The organism is Halomonas sp. G15 (assembly GCF_021282295.1).
Classification (GTDB): Bacteria; Pseudomonadota; Gammaproteobacteria; order Pseudomonadales; family Halomonadaceae; genus Halomonas; species Halomonas alimentaria.
This window is the reverse complement of sequence record NZ_JAJSPA010000002.1, coordinates 167,064-186,713: the sequence shown is the minus strand read 5'-3', so window position 1 is coordinate 186,713 and position 19,650 is coordinate 167,064. Positions and strand designations below refer to the sequence as shown.

Sequence of the window (19,650 nt, the reverse complement as noted above, 5' to 3'; positions counted from 1 at the left end):
CGTACTAACCACGGTACTGGACCTAGGAGATTGTCATGAGCAATGAAACATTCAATACCCAGCAGTGGACCTCGCTCATGAGCAGTCCCTGGGCCCTAACGCAGGCCGCAGCATCGTATACGGTCGATGCTTGGCAAAGGGCGATCCTGTACAGCGATGTTCGGCGACAACGGGGTGATCAGTACCGCGCGCATTTGCTCGAAGAAACCCCCAACGTTCTGGACTTCGCTAGCGAATTCGTAATGTCTGGTCTAGATCTACCGCGGCCGGTCAATTACGCGATGGTGCGAATCCTGCCAACCATCGACCAACCGACTGACGAGGGCAAACGTCCTTTCATCGTATTCGACCCGCGCGCAGGGCATGGCCCAGGTATCGGAGGTTTTAAACCCGACAGCGAAATTGGCGCGGCACTGAAGGCTGGCCATCCGTGCTACTTCGTCGGTTTCCTTCCAGATCCTGTACCTGGTCAAACCATTGAGGACGTCACTCGCGCAGATGCTGAGTTCGTGCGTAGAGCGAGCGAACTGCATCCCGAGAGCGTAGGGAAGCCCGCTGTGATTGGCAATTGCCAGGCCGGCTGGCAGGTTCTGATGGCTGCCGCACTATGGCCTGACCTTTTCGGTCCCATCATCGTGGCTGGTGCGCCACTTTCGTATTGGGCGGGCAACAATCCGATGCGATATGCCGGCGGCTTGTTGGGTGGGAGTTGGCTCACGGCAATGACAAGTGACCTTGGTGCTGGCCGGTTCGATGGTGCTTGGCTGGTGCGCAATTTCGAAAGCCTTAACCCCGCGAATACATGGTGGGGTAAGCAGTACAACCTGTACGCAAACGTAGACACCGAGGCTTCACGCTATCTGAGCTTTGAGAAGTACTGGGGCGGGTACGTTTTTCTCAATGATGTAGAGATGCAATACATCGTGGACAACTTGTTCATTGGCAACAAGCTGTCCTCGGCAGAGATGATTACCTCTGATGGCATGCGCATTGATCTGCGCAACATTCGCTCGCCCATTGTGGTTTTCTGCTCGTATGGGGACAACATAACCCCACCACCACAGGCGCTGGGTTGGATCACGGATCTTTATCGAGATGATTCGGACGTACTAAGCCACGATCAAACTATTGTGTTTGCAACGCATGAGAGCATCGGCCATCTCGGCATCTTCGTGTCAGGCAGCGTAGGAAGAAAGGAACACCGGGAATTTACTGCCGGTATCGACATCATCGACCTTCTTCCTGCTGGAGTCTACCGTGCAGACGTGGTGGACGCTGAGACGCCAGAAGTTGCTGCCGATGGCAAATACACGATGCTCATCCGGCCCAGTAGCGTGGATGAGGTGCGGTCTATCGTTAAACCAGATCCGCAAAGTGACCGCCGATTCGCTGCCGCGGAGCAGATATCCAATATCAATCTTGGTCTCTACCGTACGTTCCTTCAACCTTGGGTGAAGGCGTGCTCGTCGAGTTATTCGGCGCAGTGGATGCAAGCACTCCACCCACTGCGACTGTCCTACGGATGGTGGTCTAGTGCCCATCCTTTGGCAGAAACAATCCAGCAAGCTACGCGGCAAATTGAAGAGCTACGCTGCCCCGTGGATGACACCAACCCGTTCTTGGTCGCCGAAAAGGAGCTGTCGAGATCCGTTGTATTTCTACTGGACCTTTATAGAGATCATCGAGACCAACTTCAGGCGTGGATCTTTGAAAGCATCTATGGATCGCCATGGGTTCAGGCGCTTGCGGCACAGGGTCACTCAAATAACGAGAGTATTCGGCCGCATCCTGGCGACTCCCCCGAACACCGTGAATTCATGGAGTATGAGCTAGGCCAAGCTCAAGCTCGTATGTTGCAAGGAGGTTTGCTGGAAGCTGGCGTGCGAGCCTTGTTCTATGTACTTCGCAATCGCACTGAAGGCAACGCGACACGCTATCGCCATGCTGCGCAGCTGCGCGACCCGCGACATGAGCATGAACGCTACGACATGGCCGAGTGGCGCCACCTTGTACGCGGCCAGGCGCTGCTGCTGGCATATGACATGGATGCGGCTATCTCAGCAATCCCAACATTACTCGCAAGCGCGAGCGCGGATGAAATCCGCTTATTGGCTTCATCTGTTGAGCAGATGATTCATCTCGCTGAAACCGAACTCTCCGACGACGAACGAACGTCGCTCGCACGCATGCTTACCGTATTTAGCGTTGCTGCGGAACAGCGCAACTTAAGTGCTCTACCTTCTGAAAGTACGCTATCTGAGACAACTGAGACCGGGGCGTTTGGCGGAGTGCAGAAATCAAAACAACAGGTCGGTTCTAAACGAATAGCTGCGCAACCTAAAGCTCCAAGATCACCTGCTCAGCAAAAACCTAAGGCTCAAGTCAAGCAACCTCCGGCCAAGCGAGTGCCGGTAAATCGCAGAGGACGGTCGTGATGCAAGATGTCTCCGTATTGCGCAATCGGATTTTCGATGACTTGGCTATTGGTGATGTCGCCAGCATTGAACGCACTCTAACCGCTCAGGACGCTCAGCTCTTCGCGATACAGTCCGGTGGCTTCGAGCCGCCCAACGCTGATCCGAAGTCTGATGTATTTCCCAAGTGGCAAGGTGTTCTTGCCCATAGCATGTGGGCAGCATCACTGATCTCCGGACTCCTGGGCACTCGCCTGCCTGGCTTTGGCTCGACCTATCGACGTCAGAACTTTCAATTTCTGCAGCCCATCAGGATTGGAGACTCGCTGCGAGTCACGGTGGAGATTCTTCGCCTTGATCCGACGGACCTAGGTGTCGTTCTAGACTGCCAATGCGTTAACCAGGATGGAGTCGTTGTGATCGAGGGCGAGGCCGAGATTACCGCCACGCGAGAACACATTGTGGTTGACCGCACAGCGCTGCCTGAAGTGCGACTATTGACGAGCGCAAAGGCAGGCTCGAAGGCGCTTATCGACTATGCGAAGCCACTCGGCCCGATCCGGATAGCCGTCGTGCATCCCTGCGATGCCCTGAGCCTCTCAGCAGCGCTGGACGCGCAGAAGGCTGGTTTGGTCGAGCCGATCTTGGTGGCACCTGCTGCGCGATTGCAAGCCATCGCCGCTGAAGCTGCGCTTGATCTAACGAGCCTGTCCATTGTCGACGTCCCTCATAGCCATGCCGCAGCAGCACAGGCAGCCAAGATGGCAGCACAGGGCGAAGTACAAGCTCTGATGAAGGGAAGCCTGCATACCGACGAGCTCATGGCTGCGGTGCTGACGTCATCAGCGGGGCTTCGCACCAAGCGCCGCGTGAGCCATTGCTTCTTGATGCAGACGCCATTTTACCCGCGGCCGTTCATCATCACTGATGCAGCAATCAACATTGCTCCTAGCCTGCAGGACAAAGCCGACATCATCCGAAATGCGATCGACCTGGCGCATGTCATCGGTGTTGAGCGGCCTCGCGTCGCAATACTCGCTGCAGTGGAAACCATTAATCCATCCATGCCAGCCACGCTCGAAGCCGCCGCGCTATGCAAGATGGCAGACAGAGGTCAAATCAGTGGCGCAGTGCTGGACGGACCATTGGCTCTCGACAACGCGGTGTCGCTAGCTGCAGCGCAAATTAAAGGGATTCGATCCGAAGTCGCTGGACAGGCAGACGTGTTGGTTGTCCCCGATTTGGAGAGTGGCAACATGCTCGCGAAACAAATCGAGTACATGGGTGATGCGGCCAGCGCCGGCATCGTTATGGGTGCGAAGGTGCCGATCGTGCTGACCAGCCGCGCGGACTCTCGCGAGGCAAGAATCTCCTCATGTGCCATCGCCGTGATGCTGGCCAGATATTACGAAAACTCGCCGCCATGAGCACGCCACTATCCAGAACAGCAAAGTCATGACGCTGATGACTCCATGCATCAGCAATAAGCTCTTCTTGTTCATTCATATTTGAAAGGCTTAATTTTCTATGAATCAAATTGCAGACGCTTTAATTCTTGTCCTCAACTGCGGATCATCGAGCATTAAATTTGCCGTGTTCGATGCATCGCTTCCCGTTATCCCTCGTAAACCGCTGTGGAATGGAAAGGTGCAAGGTATAGGAGAGGAACGTCCGGACTTTGGTGAGACAGGGACGGCACCGTATCGCATCAATCTCAACGCTGAGCACCCGTTTCGAGATGCGTTGGAACATATCCTTGAGCAGGTCTTCCATCGACTGAACGGACGAGAATTATGCGGCATTGCGCATAGAGTGGTCCATGGTGGAAGCAAGTACTTTTCGCCGGTGCGCATTGACGCTGATGTGTTGGCTGATTTGAAAAGTTTCATTCCATTAGCGCCCCTGCATCAGCCAGTCACAGTTCAAGCCATAGAACATCTATTACGTCAGCACCCTGAGATTCCGCAAATAGCGTGCTTCGACACGGGGTTCCATCATTCCATACCAAAGCTCGAACAGGTGCTGCCGCTCCCGTATGAGGCTTGGCAACGGGGTGTTCGCCGCTATGGCTTTCATGGTTTGTCGTACGAGTTCATGTCGACCACTTTGGCCGAACAGTATCCTCAGACAGCACGGGGGCGCACGATTGTCGCGCACCTTGGAAATGGTGCCAGCCTATGTGCAATGCTGAATCTGGAGAGCGTTGCGACCACAATGGGATTCTCTGCCCTTGATGGGCTGATGATGGGGACGCGTACGGGCGCTGTCGATCCAGGTGCTGTTCTTTACTTGATGAGTGCAGACAAACTCTCACTTGACCAAGTCAATGATGTCCTGTTTCGCAGATCCGGCTTGCTAGGTATTTCCGGCGTTTCGGCAGAGCCACGAATAATTCGTAAGCATGAGTCTGACCCCGGCGAGGCCGGTGAACGCGCTCGCCTGGCGCTAGATCTCTATGTACGGCGGATTGTTCGAGAGATAGGCGCTCTAGTTGCCGTTCTAGGTGGACTTGATCTCTTGATCTTTACTGCTGGAGTTGGTGAGCACAACGACTTTATTCGTGATCGCGTCTGCCGTGATCTTGAATATCTTGGGGTGAAGATTGATGTACAAGCGAACGCCATAAATTCGCGAGTGATCTCATGCGCAGATAGCCGAGTCGTCGTAGGCGTCGAACCAACCAATGAAGAATGGGTGGCCGCACGCCATGTTCGCCGCCTGTTGCGTTTGCCTTTTCATCGTCCTGACTCATGGAAAAAAGCTATGTACTCTCGAATCCTGGTTCCCCTAGATAGCAGTGAAACTTCCCATCACGCGATGGAGCATGCCGCCGACCTAGCAAAAACGAATGGTGCCATGGTTGTTCTTTTGCATGTGATCGAGGAACTGAGACTCAGCAGCGGATATGAACCGCCAAAAGTCTACATCGACGAAGTATTTCCAGGGTTCTTGTCCAGAGGTCAGGCAATGCTTGATCAAGCTGCAACCCGCTTGCGGCAGGATGGGATCGCTGTCGAGACAGCGCTGATCGTCAGCAAGGGAGAGCGCGTTTCTGATTTGATAGTGGAGCAGGTCGAGACCACTCGTTGTGATGTCGTGGTCATTGGTACGCATGGTCGTAGAGGGCTTGATCGTGTCCTCATAGGCAGTGATGCAGAGCAAGTAGCGCGCCTTGCACCTGTTCCAGTACTGCTGGTTCGACAGTCCCATCCGGCGACAGCAAATCCACCGGCACTGCGAGAGCAATAAAGAACTCCACTGAAGTCTCTGAGGAATTTCTGGGCCTACCCAATTCAAATCGCTCGAAACTCAGTGGGCCAGCCCGGATATTTTAGATAAAAAGACTGATATTAGGTGCGTCGCCAATTTAACACTGGCGCGCTCTAGGTATGTATTTGCCAGCAGCCTTGTATAAGCGCGCGGAGATATCCCATGACTCAACACGACAAAGATGCGCATTCGAAAAAAGACGACGGCGAGTTCCATGCGGCGTGGGCGAAAGCTTGGTCACATTTTTCACCTGAATCAGGAGTTCTTGCCTGGCTGGACTGGTCTCTACATCTCGCATCAAGTCCGGCCAAGCTGAACGATTTGATTAAGTTGGGGGATGACCATGCCCGGCATCTGTCCAATTTAATCATGCAGTCTTGCATTAACGTAGCTCAAGGCGATCCATTGCCTCAGCTGCCCATCACTCCAAACCAACGTTTAACTGATCCCGCTTGGGATGAATTTCCCTACAGTCTATTCCGCGAAGCGTTTCAGCTTCAGTCGAGCTGGTGGGCAGAGGCAACCCAGGGAATATGGGGTGTTGATCCAAAGTCACAACGCATTGTCGAGTTTGCAACGAAACAATGGTTGGATGCCATTTCACCATTCAATGTTGGTTTGTTAAATCCAGTTGTCCAGGAAAGAACACGCGCTGAAAATGGTGCGAACCTGTTGCGTGGATTCTCCAATCTAATGGACGATTTTAATCGCAGCGTTTCTGGAAATCTCCCGCCTGGAGCGGAGAACTTTCAAGTCGGCCGAGATGTGGCTGTTTCGCCTGGCAAAGTGGTTCTTAGGAATCGCCTGATTGAATTAATACAGTACGAGCCCACTACTGAAAAGGTCAACTCAGAACCGCTTTTGATCGTTCCAGCATGGATCATGAAGTACTACATTTTGGATCTGTCGCCGCATAACTCACTTATCAAGTACCTAGTTGAGCAGGGATTCACGGTTTTCTGCATCTCTTGGCGAAATCCGTCATCAGAAGATAGAGAACTGAGCATGGAGGATTACCAAGTGCTCGGTATCCAAGCTGCTCTTTCGGCGATCAATGCCATAGTCCCGAAGCGCCAGGTTCATGCCGCAGGGTACTGTCTGGGGGGAACGCTTCTATCTATTGCAGCTGCGGCCATGTCGCGGGATGGGGACACACGTCTGGCTTCACTCACGCTTTTAGCGGCTCAGACCGACTTCAGTGAACCTGGTGAATTGGGGCTCTTCATAAGCGAGGGGCAGTTGGCGCTTCTAGAAGCTCACATGGCTGTCGCAGGCTATCTTGATTCCCGTCAAATGAGTGGCGCATTTCAAATGCTGCGCTCCTACGATCTTGTGTGGTCGCGCGTAGTCAATGAATACATGCTGGGAGATCGGCGGCCAATGAGCGATTTGATGGCTTGGAATGCCGACACCACCAACATGCCTGCTCGTATGCATTCTGAGTATCTTCGGCGCTTGTATCTCAACAATGATCTGAGCGGAGGACGGTACCTTGTGGATGGGCGCCCTGTTTCGCTAGGAGACATCAACCTACCTACATTCTGTGTGGGCACGACATCTGACCACGTTGCTCCGTGGCAGTCCGTTTATAGGTTGCACCTGTTTTCCCAGGCAGAGATCACTTTTGTGCTCACTAACGGCGGGCACAATGCCGGTATTGTCAGTGAGCCTGGGCGTCCACGTCGCGAGTATTTGATACATAGGCGCCCCGCACGTACTCCGTACCAAGGTCCAGACGAGTGGCGTCAGATTGCGCAAAGCCGCACGGGCTCGTGGTGGCCCGCTTGGGTGGATTGGCTTAACAGCCAGGGTGGAACTCCCGTCAAGCCCCCAAGAATTGGGGCTGTAGGTAAAGGCTATCGTCCCTGCGGGGACGCACCTGGAAGTTATGTCATGGAGCGGGCTTCAGACGTGGGGCACCCAAAGGGCGATGGAGTCAATGACGTCAGTGCTCGCTCGGAGTCTCCACAAAAGTAGGTCCTCAGTTGCTCGCCGCACTTCAAGCGTCTGAGCTTTCTCAAGATAAAACTGAGGCTGGCCGATTTTCTGATACCGGGGTGTTTTTTGGGTGCTTTCTGCACGTTAGAAAGCTGTCATGAAAACGATCTTATTCGACTATTCCGTTGATATTTTCGAAGGGACTACAGAGCATGAATTCATTAAAGGGGCAGTACGCTCTCGTGGTAGGCATTGCCAATCAGGATTCTATTGCGTGGGGCTGTGCAAAGGCTCTGCACCGTTGCGGAGCCAAGGTGGCAGTTACCTGGCTAAATGCAAAGGCGGAGGTATATGTTCGGCCTCTTGCTGAGCAATTGGGCGCGGAGATAATGCTGCCGCTGGATGTCACCAACCCCGATCAATTGGAAGCGGTGTTTTCTGAAATTGATAAGCGATGGGGGAGGCTTGACACTTTGGTGCATTCTATTGCCTTTGCACCAAAAGATGATTTGAATGGTCGATTAATAGACAGCTCTGCAATCGGTTTCTCGAAAGCAATGGACGTGTCCGTTCATTCTTTTTTACGCATGCTCCACATGGCAGAGTCACGGATGACCAACGGTGGAACTTGTCTCACTGTTTCTTTTCTTGGTGCGAATCGGGTAGTACAAACCTACAACATGATGGGGCCAGTAAAGGCTGCACTTGAATGCGCCATGCGTTACGCAGCTGCGGAGCTTGGTGAAAAAGGTATTCGTGTGCACGCCCTTTCGCCAGGACCCATAGCAACAAGGGCCGCATCCGGCATAGATGATTTTCATGAGCTGATGAAGAATGTCATCAGGCAAGCACCAACGCATCGCTTGGCCACAATTGAGGATGTCGGGGAGATGGCCGCGTTTCTGGCCTCACCTGAGGCAGGGAATCTAACAGGCGGAGTGCACTATATTGACGGCGGTTATTCCATCGTTACTTGAACATTGGGAAGAATAATGGACATCCCTCGAATATTCAGCATTATGGAGAGCGCGCACCGGATTCATAATCCGTTCACCTCCGACAAGTTCGAAACGTTGGGTTTGGCGTTGCGTCTTGAACCTGGGACGCGAGTGCTCGATTTAGGTAGTGGGTCCGGTGAGATGCTGTGCACTTGGGCCCGTGATCACGGCATCGTCGGTACTGGCATTGACATGAGTCCGTTGTTCACTGAGCAAGCAAAGCTGCGGGCGCACGACCTAGGCGTGGCTCAACAGGTTGAATTCATCCATGACGATGCAGCTGGCTACGCCTCTGAGGATAAGTTTGACGTCGCTGCTTGCGTAGGGGCTACTTGGATAGGTGGAGGAGTCGCCGGCACTATCGAGCTTCTCGCGCAAAGCCTGAGGACTGGAGGAGTCATTCTGATCGGCGAGCCGTATTGGCGGCAGTTGCCACCGACAGAGGACGTGGCCAAGGGATGTCTTGCTAACTCGATCTCCGACTTTCTTGTGCTTCCAAGACTTATCGCCTCGTTCGGCCAGATTGGCTATGACGTAGTTGAAATGGTTCTGGCCAATCAAGATGGTTGGGATCGTTACGAAGCTGCCAAATGGATCACTATGCGCCGTTGGCTTGAAGCGAATCCTGAGGATGAACTGACTGAGGTGGTCCGCTCCAAGTTGACCTCAGAGCCGGAGCGTCATACCACATACACCCGCGAGTATTTGGGCTGGGGGGTATTTGCCTTGATGTCACAGCGTGCGTTCGAAAATAATTAAGTTACCTGTTTGGGGTTCTTCAGCGACAGATTTCAAAATGGGCGGTTCGCAGCGACGAAAGTACATCGGTCACACCACCTGAAGATACGGATTATTCGGGGGGCATTCGTCAAATACTTGCGCGGGGTCCTCCAGTAGATAGCCATGCAGTTTCCGTGACCTCCGTGGGCCAACCACCTCACATGTCCAAATGTTCAATCCGCTTTGTTGTTTGCGGTGGATTTGAAGCTTCTCAAATTGTTTTTGAATCCATTGCCAATCCTGCTGTTTTTCTGCTTTTGCCATTGATGAAATCACAGGATGTTCCTGTGCATATCGTTGAAACACACCCGGACTAACGAGGTATGCGGTCTCAGCGACGGTGTGCACAAGGGCCTTCGCATCATTTATAAGAATTTTGTGCGACTGAAGGCCTTCCTTTAGCCAGGAAATAAAGTGCTTTCCTGAAGGCAGAGTGGCGGGGGTAGGAGACTGTTGGAATGGTATCTCTTTAGATGATACTGGCCGTTTATCGTGTGAGAGAGACTGTTTTGGAGGTGGTGACGAATATTTCGCAGTTCCTTCTTCTTGGGAGGAGAAAAGTGACAACAGATCATCCACCACTTGTGTGTCGGGAGAGTTCTGTCCATCAATTGATACAGCCTCTCCATCATCGGTTGTCGTCCCGTGTGCGGTAGCGTCGGAATGGATCGGTAATGCTGTCATTGTGGACGGCAAAGGAATCTCTGCTTCGATGCCCTCCTGATCATCGAGAGCAGTCACCGTTCCTGAGAATGATAGGGGGCGTTCGTTAGCTTGCCAAAACAATGCTGGCGAAAGCTGCAGCAAAGTAAAGCTATGCGACCATCCAGCATTGTTATTGACTGCCGCACGCCAGATTGCCCGATCATCTTTTGTGGGAACCAATAAGCCATGCTCTTGAAGTACGTTGAAGATGGCAGTGTTATTTGACGGAATGCCGTCCATACCTTGAGATAGCAAATGTGCGCGGAGCTTGTCAGAAACGGTCTTGCTCACGAGCCACAAGGCATTTTGAGTTATCCAGCCGTCAGAAGCCTCCGACTGGTTCAGCTTTAGTTCGTGCTTGACTAGGTAACGCAATCCATCCAACAGCTTGCGCTGAAGAGCATGTTTCGGTGCTGTTATTGCTCGTGCAGGGTCGCCGCCAAGTTCTTGTGCCACTGATGCGCGGTCTGCTTGTACGACTAGCTCACCTAGAACACCAGCATGCTCATACTGCCCGGCCAGAACATACAGCAACGCCGACCACAGCGTCGGATACCCACTGAGCCAATCGAGAATTTCTCGATTGAGAAGCTGGTTGTATAACAGTCCTGTCGCAGCGCTATGCAAGTGGTACTCACGATTCTCGCGGTACCGAAATCGATACGGTAACTGCAAGGGTCCATGCCAGGGATGCCACGTGGCGCCATCTGACTGCTCGACGCTTATATCCACTGCAAGCTTACCTATGTCGTGCAATAGGGATGCATAGGCTGTCGCCGCAGTCCAGGCCTCAGCCTGCTCAGCTTGGTCTTCTGGTGTTGAACCGGTGGGCAGTAGATACGACTGCCGAAGCTTCAGGGCATATGCAACGATCTCAAGACCATGATCGAGCATGCCTCCGTGGTAGGCATGATGATGACTTTCAGATGCAGGAAACTGCTGGACTAGTTCGGCGTAGCGGTTCAAAGGGGCCTGATAGAGCGAGGCGAATTTTTCCCGCGGCAGTGAAGTACGTTGCCAGATGTGCTCAAGTAGCTTCTGGCGGCGTGGCGTGGCGAGCAGTACCGCGGCTCCCTTTGGATTCGTGAATCCGTTGACCGTATCGGCCGTCTCTACCACTTCGGTGCGGGGTACTGCTGGTGGCTTTCTCTGGAACAGGTTAAACATCGCGGACCTCAAGGGAGTGGGCTGCAACGGGCCTTTTCCTTTTTCGGGTAGGCCCATTCCCCTTGGCATCCCTTCCATTCACCCTTCGAACCCGTTTGCTGACAGGATCCGTCAAGGTGTCAAGACAAGGCAAGGCTCTATACGCAATGCCGTTTCCCCTTTTGTCGGCATCTAAGGCGCTTGCTTTGCGGGTCGCATAATTGCCATAAAGCAATGATGTGAGGCCTGGGGCCGCTACTTCCGAACACTCTTAAATGCAGCATCAAGCATGTCGGCTTGAAGCAGTAGATCGCCTGGCCTGCTATCCATGAATTTCAACAAATTTGATAATTTCCAGCGCAGCGCGGGGAGTTGCTCCGCATGCTGGCACTGCAGCAGAGCCCAGTCAGGTTGCGCACGCGCCAGCCCACGCAGAAAACTCTCGTGCTTGCTACTCAAGCGTTTAGGCAACTCATGTCTCAACCTAGCTCGAGTGCGTATTAGTTGCTCGAGCGGACAATCAAGTTCTGTCATACCGACGAACGCGCGCTCAAACTCATTGGCGATGTCTTTGTCGTTGCCGAACAGCACTTCATGGATCGGACGGTTGTGGCCCGCAAGGTAGACAACGAAGCATTCAACCATCTCGTCGGTGATACCTCCCGTCTCGAATAGGCGCCAGACGTCAAATAGATCTCGCGGGTGCTGACGATCGAGAGCTGCAACCAGTTTGCCGGCGTAGAGTTCGGCCACGTCCAACGTGGGCACGCTGAACTCCACACCGAACCGGTCACTGGTTTTGGTGCCCAAGGGGCGTTGGGCAACAGGTAGGACGGTGCCTCGGAACACAACGTTGACCTCCACTTTCACCTGGCTGGTCTCGTCCTCGGCAATCAGCTTGGTGTCACCCAGCTCCTTGCTGCGAATCAAACGGGCTTGGATGCCCAGTGGCTCGACGCGTTGGGCGATCGCGGCTAGCTCTTCATTGATGGCCATTAGCGCCTCATCCCGAGGAACTTGCCAGGGAAGATAGACGACATCGATGTCGACCGACAGGCGTGGCATGTCCTGAACGAACAGGTTGATGGCCGTTCCGCCCTTCATCGCGAAGATGTCGTTGGCGAACACGTCGGGGGTGATGTTAAGTAGTAGGCGGACGGTGTCCGCGTATTGCTTATCCATGAGGCTTGAGGCTCAGTAGGGTGCCGTCGTCCATGCGGCTCATCCAACGCTTGCTGCTGCCGGTGCGTAGCGGGTATTGCTGTACCAGTGCATCGACATCAACCACGCCGGTCTCGCGAGCCCAAGTCAGGAACAGGCGTACGGTTTTGACACTGGTGCAACAAGACAGGAGCTGGCCCAGTATTTCCTTACGGGGCGAGCGCAAACCGTCGAAAAGGTTGCGAACCTCTTCCAGACTCTGTCGGGTTCCCGCTTCGTACAGCATCTCGAGTACGGCGCGTTCGGGCACCGCCACTTGCAGTTCCTTCGGCTGGCCCGGAGGCGTGTGCAGAGTCTTGTTGGCCACGCCTGTGTCAGGCCAGTCAAACAGCCGCGCGTTGACATACCTGGCAGGAAAGCGTGCACTGAACCAAGCCGGCAGGCTGAAGCGCGCCTCTCCCCACAGCACTAAGACTTCGCGTGTGCTCAGGTTGTGCCGCACCCCTTGCATAGCCAAAGCACTTTTGCCGCCTACGTGCAGGCCTGCGACGCGCTGTTGGAGGAAGCGCAGCGCGCCGGTGACGTCAAAGTTGTCGTTGGGAAACGCGTATGTCCCGTGGCCAAGGCGCACCAGCCATCCGCTTTCTACGTAGCGGGCGGCAAGCTGGGGCGAAACGCCGAAGGTTTCGAGCAGCTGCAGATCGAACGGTGCCCCCCTGGGAAGGTCCGCTTGCAGATGCTTGATTACTTGATGTCTAGAAAATCCACTCATGAGTTAAATATACGTAAAAATCCAATCAGACTCCAGGTCGAAACGCAGAAATGCAGAAAAAGTAGCCTCTTGGTTGAATTTGACGTATAAATCTAATCATGGATGTCATCTTGATGATCCCTATTGCCTTGGGCACCTGAACCGCGCGGTGCCAAAATCGCATTGATGCTCTGCGCGCAACGGCGTGCAGGGCAAACTGGAGCAAACATATAGCGCACGACAGGTGACCGCCATGAACGCAAAGACACATCGCAGCTTCCCCGAACGCTTAGGCCATTGGCTCGGCTGCGCCTGGCGTGCGGGCGCGCGCATCGAACGGCAACTATCGTCTTGGCTGTTGGGCAAAGGCGTGCCCAAAGGTCTCGCTTTGGCGTTGCTGTGGGCGGTGAAGTTGGTTGCCGCGGGTGTCATGCTGTATGTCGCGACTGGGCTTGCGGTCATCCTGCTCTTCGCCATCGCCGCAGCATGGGTAGCGCGTAATTCGGAGGCTGCGTCGAGGCCCGAGGCGGAGTGGAGAAACGGCCCTGCCGGTTTCGGTCTCTACACATATGACGGGTTTCGAATCGATCCTCACGTTTCGGATGACGACTAAACGTCAGGCAAGGGTTACTTCTTGGTGACTGCGCCCATGGCCGCTCCGGCACCTTTGCCGCCCGCAGCTTTGGCATCTCCTGTTCCGCCGGCAAGCCCCTGAAGAACGTTTCCGGTGCGAATGCCAGCCCAGCCCAAGGCCATTACCCAAAAAGTGGGTAGCACGATGAACATCGACGCCATGACGAAATTCAACAGCATGTCGCCGAAGGCGTTGTTCAAGCCCATCACCGGATCGAAGTTCGAGTGCGGTCGGTTCCAGCCCCACCCCCATCCGTACAGCGCGTCTAGGATGGTGCTGTCGATCCATCGGGCGAGCTGGAGCCAGAAGTCCACGAAGAACAGAGAGAACTGCACCACGCTGATCGTCACCACCGTCTTCAGATCGTAGGTGCCGACCACGAGCACCAGCGGGATGCAGATGACCAGGGCCATCTTCAGCAGTGAGAGCACCATCGGCAGCGCCTGCCGTACCACGTCCATAGCGGGGAAGAAACCCAGCGAGCCCACCGCCAGACCCACGTCGCCGGCCGCGCGGGTGACGATGTTCGGCAGCGTCTTGTCGATCTGACCGCCGTAGTCGGAGTAGACCGCTCCCTGATTAAGCTTCTGCTGGCGCGGCGAGGCGATCGCACGGATCACCGAGTCATCTACTTGGGCGCGGCTCAGGAAACCCGCCCAGCCGGCCAACCGATTCATGAGGGTTGGATCAACTTCGGCAAGCAACCGGGCACGCAGGCCATTGCCGCCATCGCTCCACCACTGGCGGCACGTCGGGTAGCCAGCACCGCTGGGCACCTGTGTCAGACCCGCATCGCGGTTGCTGTCATAGGCCCAACTATCCTGAGGTGTGCTGGCACGGTAAGTGTCGTAATAGCCGCCGGTGTTGACGAAGTAGTTGGAGCCGATCCAGGTGACATCGTGCATCTGGGACTCGTCTAGGCTCGGGCGACTCATGAAGAGCTTGGCCCGTGCTGGCCCGTAGCAGTCGTGGGTAAAGTCCGCCACCTCTTGGGCCAGCACCGGATCGTCAATGCGCGTGGCGTCGATCTCCATCCTCATCTGCCGAAGATCCGTGCCGCACGGGATGGCGGCCACCGAAGCGCCAGTGACCGCGCGCGAAAGCGTATGGATGAAGGCCCACCAGACGGGCACCTTCGCGCTCTGGTTATTGAGGGCGGTAAAGGACTGGCTCCAGCCCGTTTCTGAAGGCTGGGGCACACTGACCTGGCATTGCTGGGAGCGCGAGTCGTCCAGTCGGACCATATTGAGATCGACGTCGATGAAGGGGATGCCGGCAAACATCACCACGACGATTGCCACCCAGACGCGGTTCTCAATACGCATGGACGACAGCACACCCTTATTGCCCTCGTCTGCGCCCTCGGCCCGGGCCTTCAGCCATTCTTGGATGATGATGGCCACAAAGGGAATGGCGAACACGCCGCTGGAGACCAGGACGGACCAGATCCCGTTGTGCACGATCCAGCCTACCAAGGTCAGGTAATACTCGAGGTAGTCGGTGGTGAAGAGTGTCATGTTCCGAATCCCTCGTTACGTCTGCAGTAGCAGGCTGGCTTCCAGGGCAACGATGGCAATCACGCCTGCCACCTCCACGCGAACCAGACGGTGACGCGCGTCGGAAGATGCCTCGCGCGTGAGCAGCCGCCGACGCATCCATAACCAGCCATAGACGGTGGCGGCGTAAAGGCAGATCCGCCAGGCCAGGAAGTAGCCAGCTGATGCAGACATCCAGCGTTCCCAGCCCGCCACACTGCCAACCAGGTAAATGCCGGTCACATTGGCAGCCACCGCCAGGCCCAGCAGGACGATGGCCCATGCCAGTGCCTTCGCGTTGCGCCGGTTGAACAGCCACCTCATGCGCAGCCACCGGGTGCTCATGGGGTAGCACCGGGTGCCCGCCGCTGCAGACGGTTGAGCCGGTCGGGCGTTGGGTCACCCTCGAAGACACCGCGCGAACCGGATGCCCGAGTGCCATGGCGTTGGATGATGGTCATCGGTGAGTTGTTGGCCAATTCGCGGCGCAGATCGAGTTCGGTTTTGAGGTTGAGGATCTCTCGATCTAGCGTGTCGCTCTCGTGGTTCACCGCCTCGGTCGCCAGCTGATTGGCTGCGACGTTGGGCTCCTTCTTACCCGTGAGCAAGGTGCGCTGCAGCAACAATGCTTTTTCCAGCACTGACGCAAGCGCCACCTCGGATGCAAGGCGGCGTGCGAGGATGTCCTGGTCCGGTTCGTCGCGCAGGGCCTCGACCACCCCACGGGTGATCGGCAGCGACATGCTGCCGGCGGCGCGCAGGTTTTCCACAGTGGTGTTGCGAGTGCGGCTGATGAGTTCCTGTAGCACTTCCAGCTTCGTCTCGTACTCTTCCTGGATCAATGGCGTCAACCCGACGCCCGGTATGGTCTGGGTCTTGGTGCAACTCTCGCAGGTGCGTTGCTCTTTTTCGCCCAGGACCCGTGTTGCCCAATCTGCCGCAGCCTGAGGCGTAGGCCAGGTCGCGCAGGCCAGGCTGTTGCAGTTGGCAGCGGAGATCGACGAGGTATCGGCCACGCCACGGCCATTGACGAGGTTGTAGCCTGCACGAGTCACGTCGCCGACTACCTTGATGGACGGTTGGCCGGAGCCACCAGCATTGTTGCCGCCCACCCAAGGCACACCATCGTTGCCGCGGCTGCTCTCCGCCTGCTCGATGGCTGAAACCGCGTCTGTGCTAGCCACCGCTTGGCGCAGGGCCATGCCTTCGGCGATCTGGTTCCAACCGAGCTGTCCGCCAGCCGCGTCCGCCATCCGTTCCGCCATCGCACGACAGGTCAGTTTGGAACGGTCGAAGTCCAGACGCGCTTGCAGGACGCCGTTGGTCAAGAGGTTGTACAAGCCCGGATCAGCACGCTGGATGATCAGGGCCGGCAGCGAGGCGACCGCGCTAGTCGCGCTCTGGATCACGTTGCTCATGATGTTCTGGAAGCCGTTCGTGAGCCCGTTGAGCTGGTTCTGGATCGTCGTGCTAATGCTCATGTCACCGCAAATCAGGTTGCTGTTCCAACCCATACCCACGCCGATTGAGCGCATGCCAGCGGCACCGCTCATCGAGACAGCGTTGCCACCCCCAATCGAATACATGACCTCGTCACCTATCACGCTGCCGCTGTTCTGAAAGCCGGATTGAGCCCAGACCAGTCCGGTCGCCAGTACCAGCGCACTGGCGAGCAGCGAGGACTGCCTGCGCACGGACAGACGGCGGAACGGGTGGAAGTTGTCTTGGCAGTTCATGGTAATGGCCTCAGTTGAAGTCGACGCTGCCAAGAAAGACCTGGCCCCGCCGCTGGCAGCAGCTGTAGGGGCGCCACAGCGCCCAGGCGTAGTCACCTTGCTGGGCTTGGGTGAGCGGACCGTGGTTCGGGAACACCGCGCAGGACGAGGACAGGCGCGGTGTCAGTTCCTGCCACTTGCCGGTCGAGGCGTCGCTTTCCATCAGTGCCCCGGCCGGCCAGTAGCCATCGCGGCTGTTGGCGAGGAGGGGTTGATAGACGTGCAGTTGGCCGCGGCGGGTGACGACATCGCCGGCGCGCTGTGCGACCACAGCGCCGGACTTGTGGTCGTCGGCCTGGTGCAGGAAGCCGCCCCGGGGATAGACCGCTCCCCACAGATTCAGGCTGGTGCGGGCACCAATCTCGCGCATGCCCGGAATCAGCGCTTCGGGGTACACAGCCTCCGGCACGTTGTACCGCCAAGCGATGGTGTCCAGCGTGCTGAGCAGGTAGGGCATGAATGCCGTGCCTGCCCCCTCGCACGCGTAGCCCGACGAGCTCGCGAACTGGCCGAACACTTGACCTCCTGGATGGCCGATGACATCGGCGTTCTTGAACTTCGCAAGGTTGTTCTCGTTGTCGTGGTTGGTCGTGCCATCCCCGCCCGCCTGTGCAGTCGGGTTGGGCGTGCTCATTGCACGAACTTCAGTCCAGGGGTTCTCGCCCGTGTTGGAATAGCTGGAAACCACGGCGTCGGGAATGTAGTGCCGCACCTTGATCGAGGTGCGCACTGTGCATCCTGTCCAAGTGCAATGGAGCCAGTAGCAGATGCCGACCACCCGGTACTCCAGGCAGTCGGGCGAGAGCGTAGAGGACACGATGCTCGCGGTGTTGAGCGCGAAGCTCGATGTGGCGCCACAAAGCAGCGCAACAGCGGCAGAGATTCGCAGTCGGCGGGGGACACGGGGCCTCATGGTGTGTCCTTGCGATGCTGTGCGACGCGCGCCAAGGCTTTGTCGAGATCAGATTCGCCGTAGACCACGTAACGCTGGTCCACAACGACGGCCGGGAGTGTGGTGATTCCGAGGCTCCAGGCGTCGGCCACGCCTTGGTAGGCATCCAGCATGCGCTTTTGCAGGAGCTGGCCGCCTTGCTGCAGACGCTGTTGGACCATCGCGGCGGCACGCTGCGGATCGCTCGGCAACTGCGCAGCCAACTCAGCCTCGAAGCGCTGCGGGGTGTCCAGCTCAATGAGGCGGTGGACAGTGGCTTTTCCGGTCACGCGATGGCTCGAATCGGTGACGATCCAGACCTCCTGGGCGCTGGCCGCGCCGGCGACTGACATTGTCATACCGAGTAGAGCTTGTCGCAGCAGAAGGTAGAGATTTCGCATGGTATGCGGCCTGGCAGTTAGAAACCCCTGTAGTCCAACGCAAAGCGCCGACTAGTGCCACGAACAATGCGTACTGCCCCGAACCCTCATTTCCCGCGCTGGTGCGGCCGGATCGTCCATTCCTCGGTCAGGACTGCGGTAAGGTGACGGGAGACAAAGATTGGAGAGAGGAACCGATGCCCTATGTGATTCAGCCGTGGGAGGCCATTGCCCCGAACTACCGAGGCACCGCCATATTGGGAAATGGCGCCAGCATTGCGGTGAGCCCGAGTTTTTCCTATGGCTCGTTGTTGGAACATGCCCGAACGAACGAGCTGATCGCCCCGGACGTCGAGCGGTTGTTCGCATTCTTCGGGACGACGGACTTCGAGCTGATCCTGCGCATCGTGTGGCAGGCATCGAATGTCAATCGATCACTGCTGATCCCGGACCAACGAACGCATGAGGCATACCTTAGGGTTCGGGACTGCCTCATCCAGAGTGTCCAGGACATCCATCCCGAGTTCGACCAGGTCAGCGGGCATTTGCCGGCGATTTACCGATTCATAAAGCACTTCGATACGGTTGCGTCGTTGAATTACGACCTCATCGTCTATTGGGCCTTGATGTATGGCTATGACCATGACGACGAGCACGCCATCAAAGATTGCTTCGGTGCGGGCGGGGTGTTCCAGGATGATTGGCGCAGGCTGAGAACGCCGATTCGGCGCCAGCGATCGACCACGCTGGTGTTTTATCCGCATGGCAGCCTGGTGCTGTGCCGCAATCGCGTCGAGCAGGAGCGCAAGATCTACAACGCCGATGCGGGACTGCTGGAGGCCATCTTGACGCGGTGGCGCAGCGAAGAGGTTGTGCCGCTGTTCGTGAGCGAGGGGACCTGGCAGCAAAAGGTGAGTTCGATCCAGAACAGCTACTACCTCTCCACGGTCTATCGGGAGGTGCTGGGTTCTGAGCGCGAGACGCTCGTCATCTATGGATGGGGGTTGGGCGAGCAGGACATACACCTGCTACAGCGGATGCGAGGCACCGGCATCCGCCGCGTTGCGGTTTCTGTGTACGGCGCAGACCAGATCTACTGCAATCGGGTGATGGCGATCATCCAAGGAGCCTTGGGTGCGGTGCCAGTAGAGTTTTTCGACAGTCAAAGCGCCGGCTGCTGGAATCACCAGGGTGCGTAGTGTCAAGTGCGACAGCCGTCATATCTGGCAGCA

Annotated in this window: 16 protein-coding genes; 8 read left to right on the top strand and 8 right to left on the bottom strand. The window is 56.3% G+C overall.

The features are described from left to right. The first annotated feature begins 35 nt into the window (after positions 1-35). The 6 genes from LWH48_RS02415 to LWH48_RS02390 all read left to right on the top strand — a co-directional run bounded on the left by LWH48_RS02415 (position 36) and on the right by LWH48_RS02390 (position 9,379). Positions 36-2,435, top strand: coding sequence for a DUF3141 domain-containing protein (locus tag LWH48_RS02415; protein ID WP_023098583.1), 2,400 nt, complete (start codon positions 36-38; stop codon positions 2,433-2,435). Further along, a complete protein-coding gene (locus LWH48_RS02410; protein ID WP_023098584.1) occupies positions 2,435-3,841 on the top strand; it encodes a bifunctional enoyl-CoA hydratase/phosphate acetyltransferase in 1,407 nt (468 codons plus the stop codon). Before LWH48_RS02415 ends, LWH48_RS02410 begins: the two co-directional genes overlap by 1 nt. A 100-nt stretch (positions 3,842-3,941) precedes the next feature. Beyond that, positions 3,942-5,663 carry an acetate/propionate family kinase gene (locus LWH48_RS02405; RefSeq protein WP_023098585.1) on the top strand — a complete coding sequence of 574 codons (1,722 nt, stop codon included), beginning with the start codon at positions 3,942-3,944 and terminating at the stop codon, positions 5,661-5,663. 183 nt (positions 5,664-5,846) lie between these two features. Continuing rightward, a complete protein-coding gene (locus tag LWH48_RS02400; protein WP_023098586.1) occupies positions 5,847-7,661 on the top strand; it encodes a PHA/PHB synthase family protein in 1,815 nt (604 codons plus the stop codon). Between the two features lie 173 nt (positions 7,662-7,834). Then, complete coding sequence (gene fabI / locus LWH48_RS02395) at positions 7,835-8,599, top strand: enoyl-ACP reductase FabI (RefSeq protein WP_023098587.1); 765 nt, start codon at positions 7,835-7,837, stop codon at positions 8,597-8,599. Between the two features lie 15 nt (positions 8,600-8,614). Further along, a complete protein-coding gene (locus LWH48_RS02390; protein ID WP_023098588.1) occupies positions 8,615-9,379 on the top strand; it encodes an SAM-dependent methyltransferase in 765 nt (254 codons plus the stop codon). 69 nt (positions 9,380-9,448) lie between these two features. On the opposite strand, the gene mobH is transcribed toward LWH48_RS02390, so the two are convergent. The 3 genes from mobH to LWH48_RS02375 all read right to left on the bottom strand — a co-directional run bounded on the left by mobH (position 9,449) and on the right by LWH48_RS02375 (position 13,184). Further along, positions 9,449-11,272, bottom strand: coding sequence for a MobH family relaxase (gene mobH / locus LWH48_RS02385; protein ID WP_023098589.1), 1,824 nt, complete (start codon positions 11,270-11,272; stop codon positions 9,449-9,451). Between the two features lie 234 nt (positions 11,273-11,506). Beyond that, positions 11,507-12,433 (bottom strand): nucleotidyl transferase AbiEii/AbiGii toxin family protein, encoded by a 927-nt coding sequence (locus LWH48_RS02380; protein ID WP_023098590.1) that lies wholly within the window; start codon positions 12,431-12,433, stop codon positions 11,507-11,509. Next, positions 12,426-13,184 (bottom strand): type IV toxin-antitoxin system AbiEi family antitoxin domain-containing protein, encoded by a 759-nt coding sequence (locus LWH48_RS02375; protein WP_023098591.1) that lies wholly within the window; start codon positions 13,182-13,184, stop codon positions 12,426-12,428. The genes LWH48_RS02380 and LWH48_RS02375 overlap by 8 nt, the downstream gene beginning before the upstream one ends. 232 nt (positions 13,185-13,416) lie before the next feature. On the opposite strand from LWH48_RS02375, the gene LWH48_RS02370 reads away from it, so the two are divergent. Further along, on the top strand, positions 13,417-13,776 hold the full coding sequence (locus LWH48_RS02370; protein WP_031629833.1) for a DUF3742 family protein: 360 nt from the start codon (positions 13,417-13,419) through the stop codon (positions 13,774-13,776). A gap of 14 nt (positions 13,777-13,790) precedes the next feature. On the opposite strand, the gene LWH48_RS02365 is transcribed toward LWH48_RS02370, so the two are convergent. The 5 genes from LWH48_RS02365 to LWH48_RS02345 are packed head-to-tail and all read right to left on the bottom strand — an operon-like array spanning position 13,791 to position 18,439. Beyond that, positions 13,791-15,314, bottom strand: coding sequence for a conjugal transfer protein TraG N-terminal domain-containing protein (locus LWH48_RS02365; protein ID WP_023098592.1), 1,524 nt, complete (start codon positions 15,312-15,314; stop codon positions 13,791-13,793). A gap of 15 nt (positions 15,315-15,329) precedes the next feature. Then, on the bottom strand, positions 15,330-15,677 hold the full coding sequence (locus tag LWH48_RS02360) for a hypothetical protein (RefSeq protein WP_023098593.1): 348 nt from the start codon (positions 15,675-15,677) through the stop codon (positions 15,330-15,332). Further along, positions 15,674-17,068 carry an integrating conjugative element protein gene (locus LWH48_RS02355; RefSeq protein WP_023098594.1) on the bottom strand — a complete coding sequence of 465 codons (1,395 nt, stop codon included), beginning with the start codon at positions 17,066-17,068 and terminating at the stop codon, positions 15,674-15,676. Before LWH48_RS02355 ends, LWH48_RS02360 begins: the two co-directional genes overlap by 4 nt. 10 nt (positions 17,069-17,078) lie before the next feature. After that, positions 17,079-18,020, bottom strand: coding sequence for a TIGR03756 family integrating conjugative element protein (locus LWH48_RS02350; protein ID WP_023098595.1), 942 nt, complete (start codon positions 18,018-18,020; stop codon positions 17,079-17,081). After that, entirely contained in the window at positions 18,017-18,439 is a 423-nt protein-coding gene (locus tag LWH48_RS02345; RefSeq protein ID WP_023098596.1) for a TIGR03757 family integrating conjugative element protein, read from the bottom strand. Before LWH48_RS02345 ends, LWH48_RS02350 begins: the two co-directional genes overlap by 4 nt. A 176-nt stretch (positions 18,440-18,615) precedes the next feature. On the opposite strand from LWH48_RS02345, the gene LWH48_RS02340 reads away from it, so the two are divergent. Continuing rightward, positions 18,616-19,617 carry a DUF4917 family protein gene (locus tag LWH48_RS02340; protein ID WP_023098597.1) on the top strand — a complete coding sequence of 334 codons (1,002 nt, stop codon included), beginning with the start codon at positions 18,616-18,618 and terminating at the stop codon, positions 19,615-19,617. Positions 19,618-19,650: the final 33 nt, after the last annotated feature.